At 65.4% G+C, this 16,908-nt stretch carries 19 protein-coding genes; 9 read left to right on the top strand and 10 right to left on the bottom strand.

The annotated features are described in order from the left end of the window. The first annotated feature begins 23 nt into the window (after window positions 1-23). The 4 genes from WT24_RS10485 (at window position 24) to WT24_RS10470 (ending at window position 2,523) form a co-directional block, all read left to right on the top strand. Entirely contained in the window at window positions 24-350 is a 327-nt protein-coding gene (locus tag WT24_RS10485; RefSeq protein ID WP_060033320.1) for a hypothetical protein, read from the top strand. A 166-nt stretch (window positions 351-516) separates the two neighbouring features. Continuing rightward, a complete protein-coding gene (locus WT24_RS10480; RefSeq protein WP_060033317.1) occupies window positions 517-825 on the top strand; it encodes a hypothetical protein in 309 nt (102 codons plus the stop codon). Window positions 826-1,035: 210 nt separating this feature from the next. Beyond that, window positions 1,036-1,470 carry a hypothetical protein gene (locus WT24_RS10475; protein ID WP_257127464.1) on the top strand — a complete coding sequence of 145 codons (435 nt, stop codon included), beginning with the start codon at window positions 1,036-1,038 and terminating at the stop codon, window positions 1,468-1,470. 315 nt (window positions 1,471-1,785) lie between these two features. Further along, window positions 1,786-2,523, top strand: coding sequence for a transporter substrate-binding domain-containing protein (locus tag WT24_RS10470; RefSeq protein ID WP_059500051.1), 738 nt, complete (start codon window positions 1,786-1,788; stop codon window positions 2,521-2,523). Between the two features lie 22 nt (window positions 2,524-2,545). Here WT24_RS10470 and WT24_RS10465 read toward each other — a convergent pair whose 3' ends face one another. Next, entirely contained in the window at window positions 2,546-2,893 is a 348-nt protein-coding gene (locus tag WT24_RS10465; protein WP_257127463.1) for an SDR family NAD(P)-dependent oxidoreductase, read from the bottom strand. 152 nt (window positions 2,894-3,045) lie between these two features. On the opposite strand from WT24_RS10465, the gene WT24_RS10460 reads away from it, so the two are divergent. Next, on the top strand, window positions 3,046-4,008 hold the full coding sequence (locus WT24_RS10460; RefSeq protein WP_060033312.1) for a GlxA family transcriptional regulator: 963 nt from the start codon (window positions 3,046-3,048) through the stop codon (window positions 4,006-4,008). Window positions 4,009-4,140: 132 nt separating this feature from the next. Here WT24_RS10460 and WT24_RS10455 read toward each other — a convergent pair whose 3' ends face one another. Further along, on the bottom strand, window positions 4,141-5,073 hold the full coding sequence (locus WT24_RS10455; RefSeq protein WP_060033349.1) for a LysR family transcriptional regulator: 933 nt from the start codon (window positions 5,071-5,073) through the stop codon (window positions 4,141-4,143). 210 nt (window positions 5,074-5,283) lie between these two features. Between WT24_RS10455 and WT24_RS10450 the strand changes: the two genes are divergently transcribed. Both WT24_RS10450 and WT24_RS10445 read left to right on the top strand, forming a co-directional pair. Beyond that, window positions 5,284-6,150, top strand: coding sequence for an NmrA family NAD(P)-binding protein (locus tag WT24_RS10450; RefSeq protein WP_060033309.1), 867 nt, complete (start codon window positions 5,284-5,286; stop codon window positions 6,148-6,150). A gap of 241 nt (window positions 6,151-6,391) precedes the next feature. Next, window positions 6,392-7,330, top strand: coding sequence for a PLP-dependent cysteine synthase family protein (locus WT24_RS10445; protein WP_060033306.1), 939 nt, complete (start codon window positions 6,392-6,394; stop codon window positions 7,328-7,330). 307 nt (window positions 7,331-7,637) lie between these two features. On the opposite strand, the gene WT24_RS10440 is transcribed toward WT24_RS10445, so the two are convergent. The 6 genes from WT24_RS10440 to WT24_RS10415 all read right to left on the bottom strand — a co-directional run bounded on the left by WT24_RS10440 (window position 7,638) and on the right by WT24_RS10415 (window position 12,896). After that, window positions 7,638-8,870 (bottom strand): MFS transporter, encoded by a 1,233-nt coding sequence (locus WT24_RS10440; protein WP_060033303.1) that lies wholly within the window; start codon window positions 8,868-8,870, stop codon window positions 7,638-7,640. A gap of 172 nt (window positions 8,871-9,042) precedes the next feature. Then, on the bottom strand, window positions 9,043-9,876 hold the full coding sequence (gene aroE, locus WT24_RS10435) for a shikimate dehydrogenase (protein ID WP_060033300.1): 834 nt from the start codon (window positions 9,874-9,876) through the stop codon (window positions 9,043-9,045). Next, window positions 9,873-11,096, bottom strand: a complete 1,224-nt coding sequence (locus WT24_RS10430) for a CaiB/BaiF CoA-transferase family protein (RefSeq protein ID WP_060033297.1) — start codon at window positions 11,094-11,096, stop codon at window positions 9,873-9,875. The genes aroE and WT24_RS10430 overlap by 4 nt, the downstream gene beginning before the upstream one ends. Next, complete coding sequence (locus WT24_RS10425) at window positions 11,096-11,554, bottom strand: MaoC family dehydratase (RefSeq protein ID WP_060033293.1); 459 nt, start codon at window positions 11,552-11,554, stop codon at window positions 11,096-11,098. Before WT24_RS10425 ends, WT24_RS10430 begins: the two co-directional genes overlap by 1 nt. 2 nt (window positions 11,555-11,556) lie before the next feature. Beyond that, window positions 11,557-11,949: a VOC family protein gene (locus tag WT24_RS10420; RefSeq protein ID WP_027786521.1), complete on the bottom strand. Its 393-nt coding sequence runs from the start codon at window positions 11,947-11,949 to the stop codon at window positions 11,557-11,559. After that, on the bottom strand, window positions 11,946-12,896 hold the full coding sequence (locus WT24_RS10415) for a ketopantoate reductase family protein (RefSeq protein WP_060033290.1): 951 nt from the start codon (window positions 12,894-12,896) through the stop codon (window positions 11,946-11,948). The genes WT24_RS10420 and WT24_RS10415 overlap by 4 nt, the downstream gene beginning before the upstream one ends. A gap of 81 nt (window positions 12,897-12,977) precedes the next feature. Between WT24_RS10415 and WT24_RS10410 the strand changes: the two genes are divergently transcribed. After that, complete coding sequence (locus WT24_RS10410) at window positions 12,978-13,898, top strand: LysR family transcriptional regulator (RefSeq protein ID WP_059500042.1); 921 nt, start codon at window positions 12,978-12,980, stop codon at window positions 13,896-13,898. A 188-nt stretch (window positions 13,899-14,086) separates the two neighbouring features. Here the strand turns inward: WT24_RS10410 and WT24_RS10405 are convergent, their stop codons facing one another. Next, window positions 14,087-15,007, bottom strand: coding sequence for a LysR family transcriptional regulator (locus WT24_RS10405; RefSeq protein WP_060033287.1), 921 nt, complete (start codon window positions 15,005-15,007; stop codon window positions 14,087-14,089). A 96-nt stretch (window positions 15,008-15,103) separates the two neighbouring features. Here WT24_RS10405 and WT24_RS32515 point away from each other — a divergent pair, with 96 nt between their 5' ends. Then, on the top strand, window positions 15,104-15,718 hold the full coding sequence (locus WT24_RS32515) for an NIPSNAP family protein (RefSeq protein WP_082742151.1): 615 nt from the start codon (window positions 15,104-15,106) through the stop codon (window positions 15,716-15,718). Here WT24_RS32515 and WT24_RS10400 read toward each other — a convergent pair. Continuing rightward, complete coding sequence (locus WT24_RS10400; protein ID WP_257127462.1) at window positions 15,619-16,881, bottom strand: acetyl-CoA carboxylase biotin carboxylase subunit family protein; 1,263 nt, start codon at window positions 16,879-16,881, stop codon at window positions 15,619-15,621. The genes WT24_RS32515 and WT24_RS10400 overlap by 100 nt on opposite strands. Window positions 16,882-16,908: the final 27 nt, after the last annotated feature.

The raw sequence follows: 16,908 nt of genomic DNA, 5'->3' as shown, positions 1-16,908 counted from the left end.
GCACTCAGGAAGAATTTCACGACATGAACTCCGCCGATATCATGCACGTTTTCGAGTTGCTTATCGCGCTAGCCGCGATCGGCCTGCTGGTCAGCGGCCTTATGCAGAGTAGAATCGCCGCCAAACTGCAGAGCCGCTATCCGGGAGAAAGCGCGTTCCTTGGAAAGGACAGTAAATTCAACTACGCGTCGATTATCTGGCTGGTGAGCGGTGACTATAGATCACTGAACGACCCACAAATTGATAGCTGGGTGCGCGTAGCAAGGGTGGCACTGCTTGTTGGTGCTTTAGCCTTATTACTGTTTTTCGCGCTGCTCGTGTACGGACGATATCGCGCGCACTTAATGTAGATGACCGCTTGTCGTCAAATTGACCGACCGCTTCGGGTCGACTACAGCCGAACGAGTCTGGCTGCAGACTGCAGGAGACGGTTGTTCAAGCCCATACCCTGCCGTGACCGCGCATAATGGTGCAGCATCTGGCGGGCCAGATGCTGCTTGGAGGTCCGCTTCAGAAATGAAAAATATTCAGATCATCGACGGCGCAGAAAATTGTGTTTATGACATTTTTGCAGCGACAGACGAGCAGTTTGACTTGATATTTCCGAAGGAGACTGACATTGCATTCATCGACGAGGTTTATGGCCGATCCGATGAGGCGTCGTTGGATGCTGCTTTCGCTGAGATATGGACTCGTCCGGTGAAGAAGAAGGAGGTAAACGGTATTCACGGCACACTCTTCTATGACCTTGAGCAGAAGAAGAAATACTACCCTTCCAGGAAAGACGATGAAGCAGTCAATCCTGACGGAAGCCATTTGCGATAGTCAAATCTTTTTAGCACACGACGCGCCAGCGTAGTTCAGAAGTCTCGTGTGCTGTCGCGCACGTCGCGCTATCGCGCCGATGCCGCTTGTGCTAGTCAATTCCGTGACTAGACTGGATCAATAGCGCCCGGGCGTGCTTCAGCGGCAGCCGCCCGTCGCGAGTCAGTGGACCGTTGGCGCTCGCGTAAATAGCACCATGCAGGAGGACATGTGAAACGCTTCAATCTGGCGCCAGGAAAGAGCATGGCATCGAGGCGGGCAGGGAGCGCGATGGCGCGCGCGGTTCTGCTGGCGTCCTCTGTCTTCTTCACGTCAGGGCATGCCGAGCCGGTCGTCACGGGGCCGCTCAGCGTCGACGGATCGCTCGTCGTTCTCGGGCCGGTTACTGTCGACGGCTCGCTGACGGTGGCTGGTGATATATCCGTTCGCGGCCCGATCACCGCAGCCACGATTGAACGGATTCCTCCCGACGGGCATGCCATACGCAGACGTCAGGGCGAAAATACGTTTCACGGCCCGCTCACCGTGCATGGCTCGCTGACCGTGCACGGTGATCTGGAAGCACATGGACCGATTTCCGTTGGCGGCGCCATCGGCGCCGTTGGGACGGTTGACGCTGAGGGCCCGATTACGGAGCGTCGTTGAATACGCGTCAGCGGAGATAGCACTCGTTCTGTTGACTCAGTCGGTTGACGCATTTCTCGGTATCCACATTCGAAGCGTTCCGGGCACCCGGCGATGCGCTCGACTTCGGCCATTTCCCGCCACTCGCTCGGTGGCCGCAGTGGGTCACTCCAATGGCTGCTTTGCCGTTACATCGCGTACCCTCGGCGGTTGCGTCAAGAAAATTTCGCCGACTTGCTTACGCCCGGAATAATTTTGTCGACGCTTAGTGAACCTCCACTTCCCACGGTAAGCTGATGAATTCCCGATCGATTCTTCGGCTTGCGAGAGAAAGCGATGAAGTTGACCGTTGCGTACATCGAAGAGCCGCCGTTCGGCTGGACCGAAGCGGACGGCACCGCTACCGGCGCCGATCTCGAACTCGCCGGGACGATTCTCCGGCAGATAGGCGCCACCCGAATCGAGTATTGCCCGACGACGTTCAGCGAATTGCTGCCCGGCGTCGAAGCAGGTCGCTGGGACATGAACGTGCCGCTCTTCGTGACGCCGAAGCGTGCCGATACCGTCGCGTTCAGCGTGCCGGTGTGGGGGATCGGGGACGGCTTTCTGGTCCGGCCCGGCAACCCGAAGGCGTTGCGCAGCTATGCGTCGATCGCCGAACGTCCCGATGCGCGTCTCGGCATCATTGCGGGGCAGGTGCAGCATGATTCCGCGATCGCGTCGGGCGTGAGTCGGCGGCAGATCGTCGTCTTCGAACAGCAAGCCGACGCGATCGCGGCCGTTCTCTCCGGCGTGATCGACGCCTACGCGAGCACGGCCTTGGGAAACCGGATCGTTGCGAGCCGGATAGGCCGCGCGATGATCGAGGACGTCGCGCACGAGCCGGAGGTAAACGGCAGCCAGCGGACCCCTCCGCTAGGCGCGTTTTCGTTCAACCGGGAAAACCGGGATCTTCTGACGGCGGTTAACCGACGACTTCGTTCATATCTCGGCTCGCCGGATCATCGCGCCCGCATGGCGAAATTCGGGCTGACCGCGCGCGAAATCGATCCGGCCGTGTTGCAGACAGGATAGGTCGGCACGCGGCTGCGTTCGGTCATTCCCGCACGTCGCCGGTCGCCTCGATCGTCCGGCCGGTCACCCAATGACCGTCGTCGGAAGCCAGAAACGCGACGACGGCGGCGATTTCCGAAGGCTCGCCAAAGCGGCCCAGCGCGATTTGCGCCTCGGCCGCCTTGACGCGTTCGGGATTCTCGCGAAAGGCGGCGTTCGCATCCGTGCGCGTGAAGCCCGGCGCGACGGCGTTCGCGGCGATGCCGCGCGGCCCCAGCTCGATGGCGAGCGTATGGGTCAGCGTGTTGATGGCCGCTTTCGCCATCGAGTAGACGGGCGCCGCCGTGACTCTCTCAGCGGCGCGGATACGCGTTTTCCGGATGCGAGACACGGCTGGTCGAGCTACTGGGCAAGTGTCCTTCGCAAAGGGTGGGAAAAGCGAGGGCGACCTGACGTGCGTCTGTGCCGCGTCGACATGCACGCCGGGCTTTGCCCGCAAATCGGGCTATAGTCGTAAACGATATTCACAGCGACGTTTGCGACATGAGATTGACCATCCTGGCCCTCGACGGTCTGTTCGATACCGGGCTCACGGTGCTGCTGGATACCTTCGCGATGGCCAACGAACTGGCTGCTGCTCAAGGCTTTGCCGCGCCACCCTTCGACGTGACGGTGGCTGGCGTGCGCAAACGCATTCGCACCGCGCATGGATTGTCGATGACGGTGGAACCGGCAAGCGGCGTGCGCCACCCGGACTGGGTGGTCGTGCCCGCGCCCGGTATCAGGGAGCCGGAACGCCTGGCCCAGGCGCTGGAGCGTCGAGACGTGCGCGATGCGATGGCGCACCTTCGTGCGTGGCATGCTGGCGGCATCGGCGTGGCCGCCGCCTGTATCGGTACGTTCTTGCTGGCCGAAGCCGGGCTTCTGGATCATCGCGAGGCGACGACCACCTGGTCGCTCTCGCCTTTTTTCCGTCAACGTTATCCGGCGGTGGATCTGAACGAGTCGCGCATGGTCGTCGCCGCGGATCGCCTGATCACGGCAGGGTCGGCCATGGGCCATCTCGACCTGGCGCTGTGGTTGCTGCGTCAGGCCAGTCCCGAACTGGCCACGCTCGTGGCGCGCTTGATGCTGATCGACAAGCGCGCGTCGCAAGCCGAATACATCATTCCGGATTACCTTGCACACGCCGATCCGTTGGTCGCGCGATTCGAGCGCTGGGCTCGCGAGAATCTTTCCCTGGGTTTCTCGCTTCAGGCAGCCGCAGCGGCATTGGCCGTCGGACCGCGCACGTTGCAGCGCCGTACCGAGGCGGTACTCGGGAAGTCGCCGTTGGCGTTCTTCCAGGATCTCCGGATCGAACGGGCGCAGAACCTCGTGTCGATGGGTTACGACCTGGAGACGATCGCAAGCGAGGTCGGCTATGCGGATGCGGCGACGTTGCGGGCCTTGTTGCGGCGCCGGCTCGGCCGTGGGGTGCGGGAACTGCGTGCCGACAATCGGTAGCGTCCTCGGTACGGCCGGCATTGCTTCGCCAACGCGAGCGACCGGGCTCGAACGCCGTCGCTGCGTCGACGGCGGCGCCGTCGTACGCCGCGCATGCCGAGGCATGGTTCCGTGGGCTCCGCCGGAACCGCGCTAGCGCGTGCCGACGTCCGCGTGAACGCGCGTCAGTTCGATCATGAAATCCAGGAACGCGCGCGTCTTTGCCGGCACGTGATGCCGGGACGGGTAGTACGCGTATAACGGATACCGCTCGTCGGCCCATTCGGGAAAGAGATCGATCAACCGGCCGTCGGCGATCAGCGGCTCGGCGCCGAGCAGCAGCATCTGCGCAATGCCGGAACCGGCGAGGCACGCGTTGAGCAGCGCGCCCGGATCGTTGACCGTGAGGCGTCCGCGGGTGTTGACCACGATGCGTTTGCGCTTGCGATGAAATTCCCACGCGAACGGCTTGCCTGTCTCGGGGTTGCGAAATTCCAGGCAGCGGTGGCTCCCGTTCTCGAGGTCCTGGGGTTTTGCCGGCCGTCCCCGGCGCGCGATGTACGAGGGCGCCGCGACCGTCACGACGCCGGTGTCGAGCAGCTTTCTCGCGATCAGGCTGGATGCGCGCGGTTCGCCGAATCGCACGGCGAGGTCGAAGCCGTCCATGACGAGGTCGCCCAGGCTGTCTCGCGCGATGAGCTCGATTTCGAGCTCGGGATGCGCGTCCATGAACGCATCGAGCCGTGGCCCGAGAATGGCCCGGTAGACGACCGGATCCAGATTGATTCGCAGCTTTCCGCGCACGGCGGAGGCGCCGCCTGCGGCCGCCGCGGCGGCTTCCTCCAGCCCGGCGAGATGGGGCATGACCTGCTCGTAAAAGCGGCGGCCCTCTTCGGTGAGCGACACGGATCGCGTCGTTCGGTTGAACAGCCGGATGTTCAGCCTTCTTTCCAGCCGGGCAATCGCTCGGCTGACGCCCGGCGGCGTCATGCCGATCACGTCGGCGGCAGCCGCGAATGTCCCGGCATCGACCACGGCGGCGAACACGCTGATGCTGCCGGACAGTTTTTCGCTACTGGATCTCATCGTCGTTCGAGTGAATACGGGGAGCGGATGGCGAGCGGCCCACGGAAGGCCGACGCGCGAACGCTGCGCGGTGCGGCACTGCCGAGCGTCCGTGTCGATCATGCCGAATTGATGACGCGTTGTCACTTATCTGATGCCATCCATGTCGTTTTGTTTCGCTCGGCGTTTGTCCAGAATGCGACCCACGTATTCACACATGGAGAATGAGCAATGTATGCAATCACGGGAATCACCGGCCAGGTCGGCGGCGCACTGGCTCGCGAGCTGCTGGCCGCGGGGCGGCCGGTGCGCGCGGTCGTACGCGACACGACGCGGGCAAGGGCATGGGCGGAGCGCGGGTGCGAGATGGCGACCGCGGTCATGGAAGACCCTTCGTCGCTTGCCGCCGCGTTCGCCGGCGCGTCGGGCGTTTTCATCCTGCTGCCGCCGGTGTTCGATCCGGCGCCCGGGTTTCCCGAGGCGCGGAAGATGATCGAAGCCGTATCCGCCGCGCTTCTGACGGCGCGTCCGGAAAAGGTCGTTTGCCTGTCGACGATCGGCGCGCAGGCCCACGAGACCAATCTGCTCACGCAACTCACGCTGATGGAGCAGGCGCTGCGCGAGATGCCGATGCCGGTGACGTTCCTGCGGCCCGGCTGGTTCATGGAGAACGCCGCGTGGGATGTCGCGTCCGCGCGCGACGGGGGCGTCGTCGCCAGTTACCTGCAGCCGCTCGACAAGCCCGTGCCGATGGTCGCCACCGCGGACGTGGGCCGTGTTGCGGCGGAACTGCTGCAGCAGACGTGGCGCGGTGTGCGTGTCGTCGAGCTCGAAGGCCCGCGCCGGGTGAGCCCCCACGATCTCGCGCTGGCCTTCGCTCGCGTTTTGGGCCGGGACGTGCGTGCGGAAGCCGTCGACAGGCGAACGTGGGAAGCGCTGTTTCGCGCGCAGGGCATGAAACATCCGCTCCCGCGCATGCGTATGCTGGACGGCTTCAACGAAGGCTGGATCGATTTCGACAGCAATCCTGACGATATCTTGCGCGGCCATGTCGCGCTGGACACGGTGCTGGGCGAGCTGGTGTCGCGTACGGTCTGAACGAATGCGGCGGGCGACGCGTGGCGCGCTTGCGCCGCGCCCGCCCATGCATCGGATTTCCGGTCAGACGGAGAGCGGCTTACATGCCGAAGGGGTGTCGTAAATGCCGCCATTAATGTCATTTATGACTATGGCGCAAGGCCTCGCCGCGCGTCTAGACTGCGAAGCATCTCCGGCATTCCCGGACCTGTTCGACCGCCATCCGCCTGCTCGTACCGGCTCGCTCACTTCAGAGATCAACATGAAATCGACTCCCGGCAGCATCCTCGACACGATCGGCAACACGCCGCTCGTCCCGTTACGATACGTTGTCCCGAACAACGGCGCGCGTTTGTTCGTCAAGCTCGAAAGCCAGAATCCGACCGGCAGCATGAAAGACCGGATCGCGCTGGCGATGATCGAAGCGCCCGAGCGCGACGGGCGTCTGACGCCCGGCGGCGCGGTGGTCGAGTACACCGGCGGCAGCACGGGTGTGTCGCTCGCGCTGGTGTGCGCCGTCAAGCGGCATCCGCTGCATCTGGTTTCATCGGATGCGTTCGCGAAGGAGAAGCTCGATCACATGCGCCTGCTTGGCGCGAAGCTGACGCTCGTTCCGAGCGACAACGGCAAGCAAACCGAGAAGCTGACGAAGGACATGATTCGCGAAGCGCACCGGATTGCCGGCGAGACGGGCGCATACCTCACCGCACAGATGGAAAACACCGATCAGCTCGGCGCCTATACGAAGATGGCCGACGAGATCTGGGAGCAGACCGGCGGCCGTCTCGACGGTTTCGTCCAGAGCGTCGGTACGGCTGCGTCGCTGCGCGGGATTTCGCGGCGCTTGCGCGAGCATGACGCACGCATCCGGATCGCCGGTGTCGAGCCGGCCGAATCGGCGGTGCTGTCGGGTGGGCCGACCGGGGCGCACAAGATCGACGGAATCGGCGCGGGCTATGTCGTGCCGCTTTGGCGCGACGGCATCGCGGACGAACTCGAGCGCGTCTCGACGGAGGACGCGAGAGCCATGGCGTTCCGGCTGGCCGCCGAGGAGGGGCTGTTCTGCGGTACGTCGACCGGCGCCAACGTAACCGGCGCATTGCGACTCGCCGAACGGCTCGGCCCGGACGCCACGATCGTGACGATCATGTGCGACACGGGCATGAAGTATCTGAAATCGTTCGCGCAAACGATGGGCTGATGGTTTGGGGGCTTGCGTCGGCGAGATCCGCATGGATGACGGACGCGGTACCTCCCGCTTTCCCGATAGCCGGGAGCGTTTTCGTCCGCGCCGGATTGGCCGATCGGCGCAGCGCTTCGGGTTCGAGGTTGCCGTGCGTGTTCGAGATCCGCTGCGCGGCACCGGACGCGACGACGCGGTACCGACCTTGCCTCCAGCATCGTGGGGCGAGGAGATCGTGGCCGACTATCGCGCGACGGGTTTCGCGTTCGACTGGCATCTGCTGGCGCTGCCATGCGATCTTCACCTGCCGATTCTCCGCCGCAACTCAGCGACCCTCCACCGCGCGCGCCGGAACCGTTGCCGCGACCAAAGTCGCATCGCCGATTTTCGGCAACCACGCAAACGCGATCGCGACCAGTGTGACGCCGACGACGAGCATCGGCACCACCATCGGCCACGCGCCCGACTGATAGCGCGGATCGGTGAAAACCGCCGCCGTCTGTCCCACGCCGAAAGCGAAGAACATCATGATGAAGCCGGACCACGATACCGCGCGACCGGCAAGATGAGGCAGGCCGCTGACCGCTCCTGCCTGCCCGCAAGGCTGATGGATTCCGTGGCCGAGGCAATACACGCCATGCCCGACGAGCAGCGGCCAGATGCTGCCGGGAAGCAGCGCACATCCCAACGCCTGGATCGCCGCGCCTGACAGGCTCAACGTTGCGCCCTGGCGCACCGTGCGCAGCATGCTTTGACGTCGCAGCAACTGCCGGCAGCCAAAGGTACTCAGGACATAGACGAGCGTCCCGCTCGCGGGGATCCAGCCGTATCGCTGCGGCGAGATGCCGAACTGCCGGATATAGATCGTCGGAGAAAGCAGCAGAAAACAGAACATGCCGGTGTACGTCGACGCGGCCAGCAGCGTCCATACCCTGAACGGGGCATTGCCGAATATCTCGCGCACGTCCCCGGTCGCGTTCCGGCGCGGCGCGATTCTCGCGGCGCTTTCCTCGAAGCCGTACCCGCACATGACGAGCAAGCCGAACGCATACAGGCTCATCCCCGCGAGTACCCATCGCCAGCCGGCGTACTGCGTGACGTACGCCCCGACGATCGGGGCGAGGAACGCCATCATCCCCATTCCCATGAAGCCGCGTGCCATCACGTACGGGCCGTCGCCCGCCGAATACCGGTCGCGCACCGTCGCGCGGGCGCATACCAGTATCGCGGCCATGGCAAAGCCCTGCATCGCACGCGCGGTCACCAGCATCGCGGCGGTCGACGCGAGCGCCGCCGCCAATGCGGTCAGCGCATAGAGCGTCAGGCCGCCCAGCAAGACGGGGCGACGGCCGAACCGGTCGGACAGACTGCCCATCGGCAACTGTCCGATACCGAATATCAATGCGAACACCGTGAGGCTGACGCTGGCGGAGCCGAGCGTCGCGGCGATTTCAGGCAGCGCCGGCAGATAACTGTCGGTCGCCACCGGCTGGGCCGCCAGCAGCAGCGGCAACATGAGCGCGAAGTTCAGGCGAGCGGGGCGCGTGGTGTCCGGCATGACGGGGTTCGGCACGATCTCGGGCGGGGGAAGGGGGGCGGCAAGGCAACGTTGCCCGGCGCGGCTCGTTGGTATGGACGCGCCGAGTCTAGCCGGTCGCGCCTGCCGCTCCTGCGGCGTTCGATGCCGTCGCGCATCGGGATCGCCTGCATGCCGACACCTCATCGCGTGTTCAGTCGAACGGCACGGCCAGCCGGTCGATCACCGAACTGGTCGCGGGGCGCACGCCGCGCCACCATGCGAACGCCTCGGCCGCCTGCTCGACCAGCATGCCGACGCCGTCCGCGATCCCGTGCACGCCCGCGTTTTTCGCGAGCCGGAGGAACGGCGTGAGCCGCTTGCCATAGGCGAGTTCGTAGGCGGTTCCCGTCGGACTGAACACGCTCGGCGGGACGGGCGGCAGGTCGCCGGTGAGGCTGGCCGACGTCGCATTGACGACCAGGTCGAAACGTCCCATCCGCGCGAGGTCCGCGTAGCTGCCGGCGACGAGCGGACCGCGCCCGGCGACCTGCGCGGCCAGTGCACGCGCCTTGTCGACGTCGCGATTCGCGATCACGAGTTCCGCCGGGCCGGCTTCGAGGAACGGCAACAGCGCGCCGCGCGCCGCACCGCCCGCGCCGAGCACCAGCACGCGCTTGCCGGCCATCGGCAGATTGAGGTTCGCTTCGATATCGCGAACCAGTCCGATGCCGTCGAAGTTGTCCGCCAGGATGCGGCCGCCGTCGAACTTGAGTGCGTTGGCCGCGCCCGCGAGCCGCGCACGCTCGCTGCGTTCGTCCGACATCGCGAACGCGTCGAGCTTGAACGGCGCGGTGACGTTGATGCCCTTGCCGCCGCCATCGAAAAACGCACGCACCGTTGCAGCAAAAGCGCCTGCCGGCTCGATCGGGCCTTCGATCGCCGTATAGCGGAGGTCCTGCCGCGTCTCTTGCGCGAAGAGGCCGTGAATCAGCGGGGATTTCGTGTGCCCGATCGGATTGCCGATCACCGCGTATCGATCAGTCATCGTTGGCTCGCTTTCGAATAGAGGACGCCATCGGCCTGCATCGCGTCGATTTCGGCCGAATCGAACCCAAGGGAACGCGCGACTTCCGCGTTGTGCTGCCCGAGATCGGGCGCGACGTCGCGAATCGTCGTGTCGCAATCGGAAAACCGGAACGGCAGGTTGGGTAGCCGCAGTGTCCCGTAGCGCGGATGCTGTTGCTCGACGACCATGCCCCTGGCTTGGATCTGCGGATCGTTCAACACCTCGTCGATGCGCTGCACCTTCGCGCACGGAACGTCGATGCCGTCCAGCAGGTCCAGTACCGACGCGACGGAACGCGCGGCCACCCACGGTTCGACCACCGACAGAATCTCCGCGCGGTGCGCATTGCGCCCGGTGCCGTCGTGAAACCGCGGGTCGGCGCCGAAACCCGCCGGGCCGCCGTGCGTTGCGATCAGTTGTGCGAAGCGCTTCCACGCGTCGTCGACCTGCGCGGCGATCACGAGATCGCCGTCCGCGGCACGGAACACGCCGTAGAGTGTCGAGGTGGGCATGTCGTGCCCGGTCTGCTCGGGCAGCACACCCTTCAGCGTGTAGCACTGCACCGCGTATTCATGCATCGACACCAGCGTGTCGTACAGCGCCATGTCGACGTGTTGCCCGCGGCCGCTCTTCACGCGCCCGAGCAGCGCGGCGTTGATCGCCGCGACCGCATGAATGCCGGTGTACATGTCGCCGAGCGAAATGCGCAGCAGCGGCGGGCGCTCGCCGGGCGTGCCGACCATCTGCATGATCCCGCTCTTCGCTTCGGCGATCAGCCCGAAGCCCGCGCGATGTGCGTCGGGGCCGGTGTGACCGTACGCCGAAATCGAGCAGTAGACGAGGCCCGGATTGCGCGCCGACAGTTCGGCATAGCCGAGCCCGAGCTTGTCCAGCGCGCCCGGCCGGTAGTTCTCGATGAAGACGTCGGCGGAGTCGCACAGCCGCTGCATGAACGCCTTGCCGCGCGCGTCCTTCATGTTCACGCTCACGCCGCGCTTACCCATGTTGAGCTGCAGGAAGTAGCCGCTTTGCTGGTCGTCGAGCACGGTCGCGTGCTGACGCCCGGCGTCGCCGGCGCCGGGACGCTCGACCTTGATGACTTCGGCGCCGAGCGCGGCGAGACAGCGCCCGACATACGGGCCGGCGAGGAAGTGGCTGTAGTCGACGACGCGAATGCCTTCGAGGGGACGAGCCTGCATTACCGTGCCTCCGGGCGGCGCGGCACCATCAGACGATGTTCGCCGCGTTGAACGACCTGCCCGTCCTGATTGATCAGTTCCGACGGCAGCACGACGATGCCCCAGTCCGGGCGGCTCTTGCTCGCCCGCATCGAACCGACGCGGAACGTCACGTGCAGCACGTCGCCGACCTTGATCGGCAGCAGGAAATCCCAGGTCCAGCCGAGCGACATGCCCGGCAGGAAGCGATAGTCGCTCTGGGTCTTCAGGCCGTCGGCAACGGACAGGCCGAACAGCCCGTGCGCGACGAGGCAGCCGAAATGGCTGGCGTTCGCGTAATCCTCGTCCACGTGAACGGGCGTGTGGTCGCCGGTGAGGTCGGCATACGCGAGAATGCGCTCCTTGGTCACGACGTAGCTCGGGCTCGTGCATGTGTCGCCCTCGCGGGCGTCGTCCCAGTATTTCTCGACGATGGCCATGGTCATGCCTCCGCGCGCGGGTCGATCGCCAGTGCCTGCGCGACGCAGGACGCCGGCCGGGCCTGAATCAGTTCGACGGCGAGTCCGTCGGGCAGGCGAAGCCAGTTGCGCCCCTGCGGCATCTCCGTCACGTCGAACCGCCGCGCCGCGGCCAGCGCGGCCTCCAGGTCTTCGCACATCACGCCGAGATGCGCGAGCCTGCCTTCGGGGCCGTCGTGTTCCGGCGCGTGGATGAACTGCAGGCCGCCGAGCGTCCAGTACTGCCGCGGCGCGTCGAGCGTGCCGTCCACTTCGCGCAGCGTCATGCCGAGCACGTCCTCGAAGAAGCGGATGTGCCAGCGGATGTCCTTCACCCAGATCGCAACGTGCTCGAGATAGGCTTTCGTGGCATTCATGCGGCAGCCTCCTCGCGCCGGCGATCGGCCATCGCGCGCTCCAGCCCCTTGATGCAGGCGACGAGCGTGGCGTTGACCGGGGTCGGCACGCCGTAGCGCTGCCCGGCGCGCACGACCGAACCGTTGATGAAGTCGATCTCGGTGATCGAGCCTTTCTCCAGGCTTTGCAACATCGAGGTCTTGAAGGCCGCGGGCAGCCCCTCGGCGGCGAGCGTCCATGCCTGTTCGGGATCGGTCATCGACAGCTTGACGCCGGCCGCCTGCGCCGCCGCGATCGCCTCGGCGACAGCCGCGAGCGACGTCGCCTTCAGCAGCGGCTCGTCGTAAAGCTGGCCGTAGGTGAGGCCGGTGACGCCGGTCAGCGCGCCCGTCGCGACGTTCACGAGCAGCTTGTCCCACATCGTGCCGACGATGTTGTCGCTGATCGTCGTCGCGAGGCCGGCGGTATCGAACGCGTCGGCGATCGCCCGTACGCGCGGCGTGATGCGGCCGTCGAGTTCGCCGATGTAAGTGGCCTTGCCGATGACGCCGGATTCGATATGGCCCGGCCCGCGAAGCACGCCGCCGACGTAGGTCTTGCCCGCGAGTACGCGCTCGCGGCCGACGGCGTCGCTCAGGATGTCCTCGTGCCCGAGGCCGTTCTGCAGCGACAGCACGACGGTATCGGGCCCGACGAGCGACCGGGCGCCGCGGATGGCCGCGTCGGTGTGGAACGACTTGACCAGCACCACCACCAGGTCGGCCGCGCCGACTTCGGCAGCCTGCGTCGTCGCGTGAACGCGTACGTGCCGGGAGCCGCCGGCGTCGTCGACCCGCAGGCCGTCGCGCCGCATCGCGTCGACGTGCGCGGGTGAGCGGTCGATCAACCAGGTTTCGTGACCGCCTTCGGTGAGGGTGGCGCCGATCGCGCAACCCAGTGCGCCGGCTCCCAGAATCGCGATTTTCAATGCTGTCTCCTTGACGTATGGCCTCACGATAGAAGCCGTCGCTCATATCGACAATGCAATGGATACAATGGCGTCATTGCCATGGACAATAATGCGCCGATGCCCGCCGATCTGCCGGACCTGAAACTGCTTCAGTTATTCGATCTCCTGTACGACGTGCGCAGCGTCACGCGCGTCGCCGAGCAGCTCGGCCAGAGCCAGCCGACCGTCAGCATCTGGCTCGGGCACTTGCGGGAACACCTGCACGATCCGCTCTTCATTCGCACGCCCGGCGGCATGGCGCCGACGCCGCAAGCCGACGCGCTGATCGGGCCATGCCGGGAAATCCTCGAATCGCTGCGGCGCTTCACTGCGTGGGAAATCGCATTCGATCCCGCGACCGCCCAGCGGCGCTTTCGCATCTGCATGACCGATGCGAGCCACGTCACGCTGCTGCCGCGGCTGCTGGCCCATGTTCGCGCGCAGGCGCCCGGCGTCCGGCTGGAAGCCGCACGGATCGACGGCAATACGGAACGGGCGCTCGAATCGGGCGAAGCCGATCTCGCGATCGGCTACGTGCCGTGGCTTGGCGGCGGCATTTATCAGCAGAAGCTGTACGACCAGGACTGGATTTGTCTGGTGAATCGACATCACCCGAGGATTCGCGGCCGGCTCGGGGTAAAGCAATATCGTTCGGAAGGGCATGTCGCGATTACGGCCGGAACCGGCGCGCAACTTCTCGAGCAGGCGCTGCGGCAGGCGCGCATCGAGCGGGACGTGGTGCTGGAATTGCCGGGTTTTCTGGGCTTGGGGGCGATCGTGCAGACCACCGACCTGATCACGACGCTACCGCGTCATATCGGCGAGACGTTGGCACAGGCCAGCGATCTGGCGGTTCATGCATGCCCGATCCCGGTCGAAGGGTTTACGGTGCGGCAGCATTGGCACGCACGCTATCACCACGAGGCCGGCAACCGGTGGCTGCGCGGTGTCGTGATTCGATTGTTCGGTGCTTCGCATTGACTGTCGCTTCGGCGTTCGCGATGGACGCCGGAGGCGGCGCGGCTTTCGGGCGCTTCCGGTTCGGCCGCGCCCGCCAGCCGATCATCGATGGACGATCGGCGCGGCGAGGTCGTGCTTGATCGCGGTCGGCCACGACGGTTTCTTGAATGGGCTGAAGTGCCCGCCTTCGAGCAGGAACGGTAGCCGCATTACGCCCCGTAGGCCGTTTCGGCGCCGAACCGTTCGATCACGAATTCGGTAAAGCTACGAAGCTTCGGCGATTTCTGCCTCTCCTGCAGATAAAGCAGATTCATCGGCCGTTCCGGCGCGGCGAAGTCGGGCATGATCTCGACGAGGCGCGCGTCGCGAATGTCGTCGCGTATCAACATGGACGGAAGCATCGCGATACCCAGCCCTCTCAATGCCGCGCGGCGCAACGCGTCCGCACTGTCGATTTTCAGCCTGCCGTCCACGGCGATGCTCGTCGGCCCGTCCGGACCTTCCAGCATCCATCGAGATTGCGCCGCGTGCCCTTCCGATCGGGGCGGATACGCATACGTCAGGCATTGATGCCCGGCAAGCGCGTGCGGCGTAGTCGGCGCACCATGTTCGCGAACGTAAGCGGGCGACGCGCACAGCACCAGCCGATATGGGGCCAGCGGACGCGCCACCACATCCGGGTTGGCGAGCGCGCCGATGCGAATGGCTGCCTCGAAACCGTCGTCGAACAGATCGGCGAGCGAGTCGGTTGCGACGATATCGAGCTGGACCTCGGGGTAGCGCCGGTAATAGTCCGCGAGCGCGGGAACCAGGCACTCGTTCGTAAACACGACGGGCGCGGTCACGCGCAAACGCCCTCGCGGCTGCTGGAGGTGAACGAGCGCAAGCTGTTCCGTGTCGTCGACCAGACCGAGGACTTCGACGCATCGCTCGTAGTAAGCGTGGCCGAACGCGCTGACTTTCTGCTTACGGGTCGTGCGGTGCACGAGGACCGCGCCTAGCCGACTTTCCAAAGCCTGAAGGTAGTTGCCGACCATGGTCGGCGACAGGTTGGACGCTTGCGCGGCTGCCGTCAGGCTACCCGTTTCCACGATACGGACGAATACGGCCATCGCCTTGAGGAGATCCATTGCGCAATGGTACTGGATTCTGTTTCAAGGTGACGCGCGTTTATCAGCCACCGGTTTGGAAATAGATTGCGATATCCGAACGAAAGGAGAGCTGAAATGCCGTATGAACTCACGACGTTGTCGTGTCCGCTTCCGGACCAGGACAGGGTGTCCCGCCGTGCGCATCGCTGGGTGTCGGATGCCGACGCGCGAGGGCGGCTGCTGGGCGCATGGCGCACGGAAATTGGCGAGCTATCGCGGGTGGTCGTGCTGCGTGGCTTCGAGACGATGGATGAATTGCAGCATGAACGCAATCGGGCGTTGTGCGCCGCGCGACCTTTCGGAATTGAAAGCACGTCCGTTCGATTGGCCATGGAAAGCTATGCGCTTTTTCCTTTTCTACCCGACGTCGAACCGGCGGCATTGGGCGGCTTCTACGAGATTCGCCGCTACTGGTTGAAAGCCGGCGGTATTGCGCCGACCATTGCCGCGTGGGAGCGTGCGATAGGGCCGGCCCAAGCCTATACGTCGCATCTCGTTTGCAACCTGTACGCGCTCGACGGGCCGCCACGCATCACGCACATTTGGGGATTCTCGAGCCTGGAAGAACGCATGGCGTTGAGAAAGCAACACTATGCGGAGGGGCTTTGGCCTCCGACGGGCGGTCCGGAGCAGATCGAAAGGGCGACGTCGACGATCGGCTTGCCGGAGGCGTGGTCGCCGTTGCATTGAATGCCCGCGTCGTCCGACGAACCATGCGCAGCCGGCAACGCAACGCGCACGTAAAGAAACGCGCGCCGTTCGCGATCGGGCAGCACTTGCGGCCCGTAGCTGATCCTGACCGCCCCGTCGTCGATCTCGCCGGCCTGCGCGAACCGCCACGCACGGGGATCGCTGTCGAGCAGGAATTCGGCGCGCGCATACGCGTGCGGCTCGAACAGCTCGGGAATCGTCACCGTCCGTCCATCGAGCTTGTCGAGCAACGCTTCGACCACGTTGAAGCCGTAGCCGTCGCGCACGATGTCGCAGATGAAGCTGCCCGCGATGCGCGGATTCAGTTCGATCACGTGCGGCACGCCGTCGTGCACGATGCAGTCGAGATGCACGGGCCCCCACGTGAGCCCGGCGGCGGCCGTCGCGCGCGTGCCGACGTCGATCAGCGCATGCAGCGTGTCGGCGTCGAGATCGAGTTCGGACGTATACCCGCGCTCGAGAAAACCGGCGCCGTGCCGCTTCAGCTTGCGCAGCGCGCCGACGTAGCGGCCGTCGAAATACTCGACGCAGTATTCGCTGCCCTCCAGGAATTCCTCGATGACGACGCGTTCGGTCGCAAGCGAAGCGGCATCGGCTTGCATGGCGGCGAGCGTGTCCAGTTGCGCGCGCACGGCGGCGATGGCCTCGCAGCGGCGCACGCCGTCGCTCGCGGAGCCTTCCGACGGCTTGACGACGACCGGAAAGCGCAACGCGGCAGCCGCGGCCACGAGCGCCGCTGGCGCGGCCAGCGTGCCCGCGACGAACTGCGCGGCCGGGATCCCGTGCGTGGCGAGCAATGTCTTCTGGTTCGACTTCGACACTGCGTGCGCGACGTGCCGTGCATCGGGGCCGGGCAGCCCGAGCGCATCGGCGACCCATGCGGCGGTGCGTGCATAGGTGTCGTGCGCGGTCGTCACGCGCAGCGTGTCGAGCTCGCCCGCAAAGCGCGCGCGCAGCCAGCCGGCGAGCTGGCTGGCGTCGGGTGCGAGATTGACCGTCTCGACGCCGTCGGGAAACACGCCGTCGAGACGATGGCCGGGCGCGGTGACGACGGTCACGGCCGCCTGGCGTGCGAGGGCGGCGCGCACCAGCGCGACGCTGCTGCCGGTGGCGCGTGCGCCGATCACGATGAGTCGCTTCATGACGAATCCTTGATCGAGGGCGGAAGA

This window comes from Burkholderia sp. MSMB1078WGS (assembly GCF_001528895.1).
Classification (GTDB): Bacteria; Pseudomonadota; Gammaproteobacteria; order Burkholderiales; family Burkholderiaceae; genus Burkholderia.
Note: the sequence above shows the minus strand (reverse complement) of the source record. Positions and strands in the feature narration are given on the sequence as shown.

Coding starts and splice junctions, on each gene's coding strand:
- WT24_RS10420 (WP_027786521.1), bottom strand. CDS start 11,949: ATGAATGCCACGAAAGCCTATCTCGAGCACGTTGCGATCTGGGTGAAG.
- WT24_RS10485 (WP_060033320.1), top strand. CDS start 24: ATGAACTCCGCCGATATCATGCACGTTTTCGAGTTGCTTATCGCGCTA.
- WT24_RS10480 (WP_060033317.1), top strand. CDS start 517: ATGAAAAATATTCAGATCATCGACGGCGCAGAAAATTGTGTTTATGAC.
- WT24_RS10450 (WP_060033309.1), top strand. CDS start 5,284: ATGTATGCAATCACGGGAATCACCGGCCAGGTCGGCGGCGCACTGGCT.
- WT24_RS10445 (WP_060033306.1), top strand. CDS start 6,392: ATGAAATCGACTCCCGGCAGCATCCTCGACACGATCGGCAACACGCCG.
- WT24_RS10410 (WP_059500042.1), top strand. CDS start 12,978: ATGGACAATAATGCGCCGATGCCCGCCGATCTGCCGGACCTGAAACTG.
- aroE (WP_060033300.1), bottom strand. CDS start 9,876: ATGACTGATCGATACGCGGTGATCGGCAATCCGATCGGGCACACGAAA.
- WT24_RS10470 (WP_059500051.1), top strand. CDS start 1,786: ATGAAGTTGACCGTTGCGTACATCGAAGAGCCGCCGTTCGGCTGGACC.
- WT24_RS10425 (WP_060033293.1), bottom strand. CDS start 11,554: ATGGCCATCGTCGAGAAATACTGGGACGACGCCCGCGAGGGCGACACA.
- WT24_RS10455 (WP_060033349.1), bottom strand. CDS start 5,073: ATGAGATCCAGTAGCGAAAAACTGTCCGGCAGCATCAGCGTGTTCGCC.
- WT24_RS10405 (WP_060033287.1), bottom strand. CDS start 15,007: ATGGATCTCCTCAAGGCGATGGCCGTATTCGTCCGTATCGTGGAAACG.
- WT24_RS32515 (WP_082742151.1), top strand. CDS start 15,104: ATGCCGTATGAACTCACGACGTTGTCGTGTCCGCTTCCGGACCAGGAC.
- WT24_RS10430 (WP_060033297.1), bottom strand. CDS start 11,096: ATGCAGGCTCGTCCCCTCGAAGGCATTCGCGTCGTCGACTACAGCCAC.
- WT24_RS10400 (WP_257127462.1), bottom strand. CDS start 16,881: ATGAAGCGACTCATCGTGATCGGCGCACGCGCCACCGGCAGCAGCGTC.
- WT24_RS10460 (WP_060033312.1), top strand. CDS start 3,046: ATGAGATTGACCATCCTGGCCCTCGACGGTCTGTTCGATACCGGGCTC.
- WT24_RS10440 (WP_060033303.1), bottom strand. CDS start 8,870: ATGCCGGACACCACGCGCCCCGCTCGCCTGAACTTCGCGCTCATGTTG.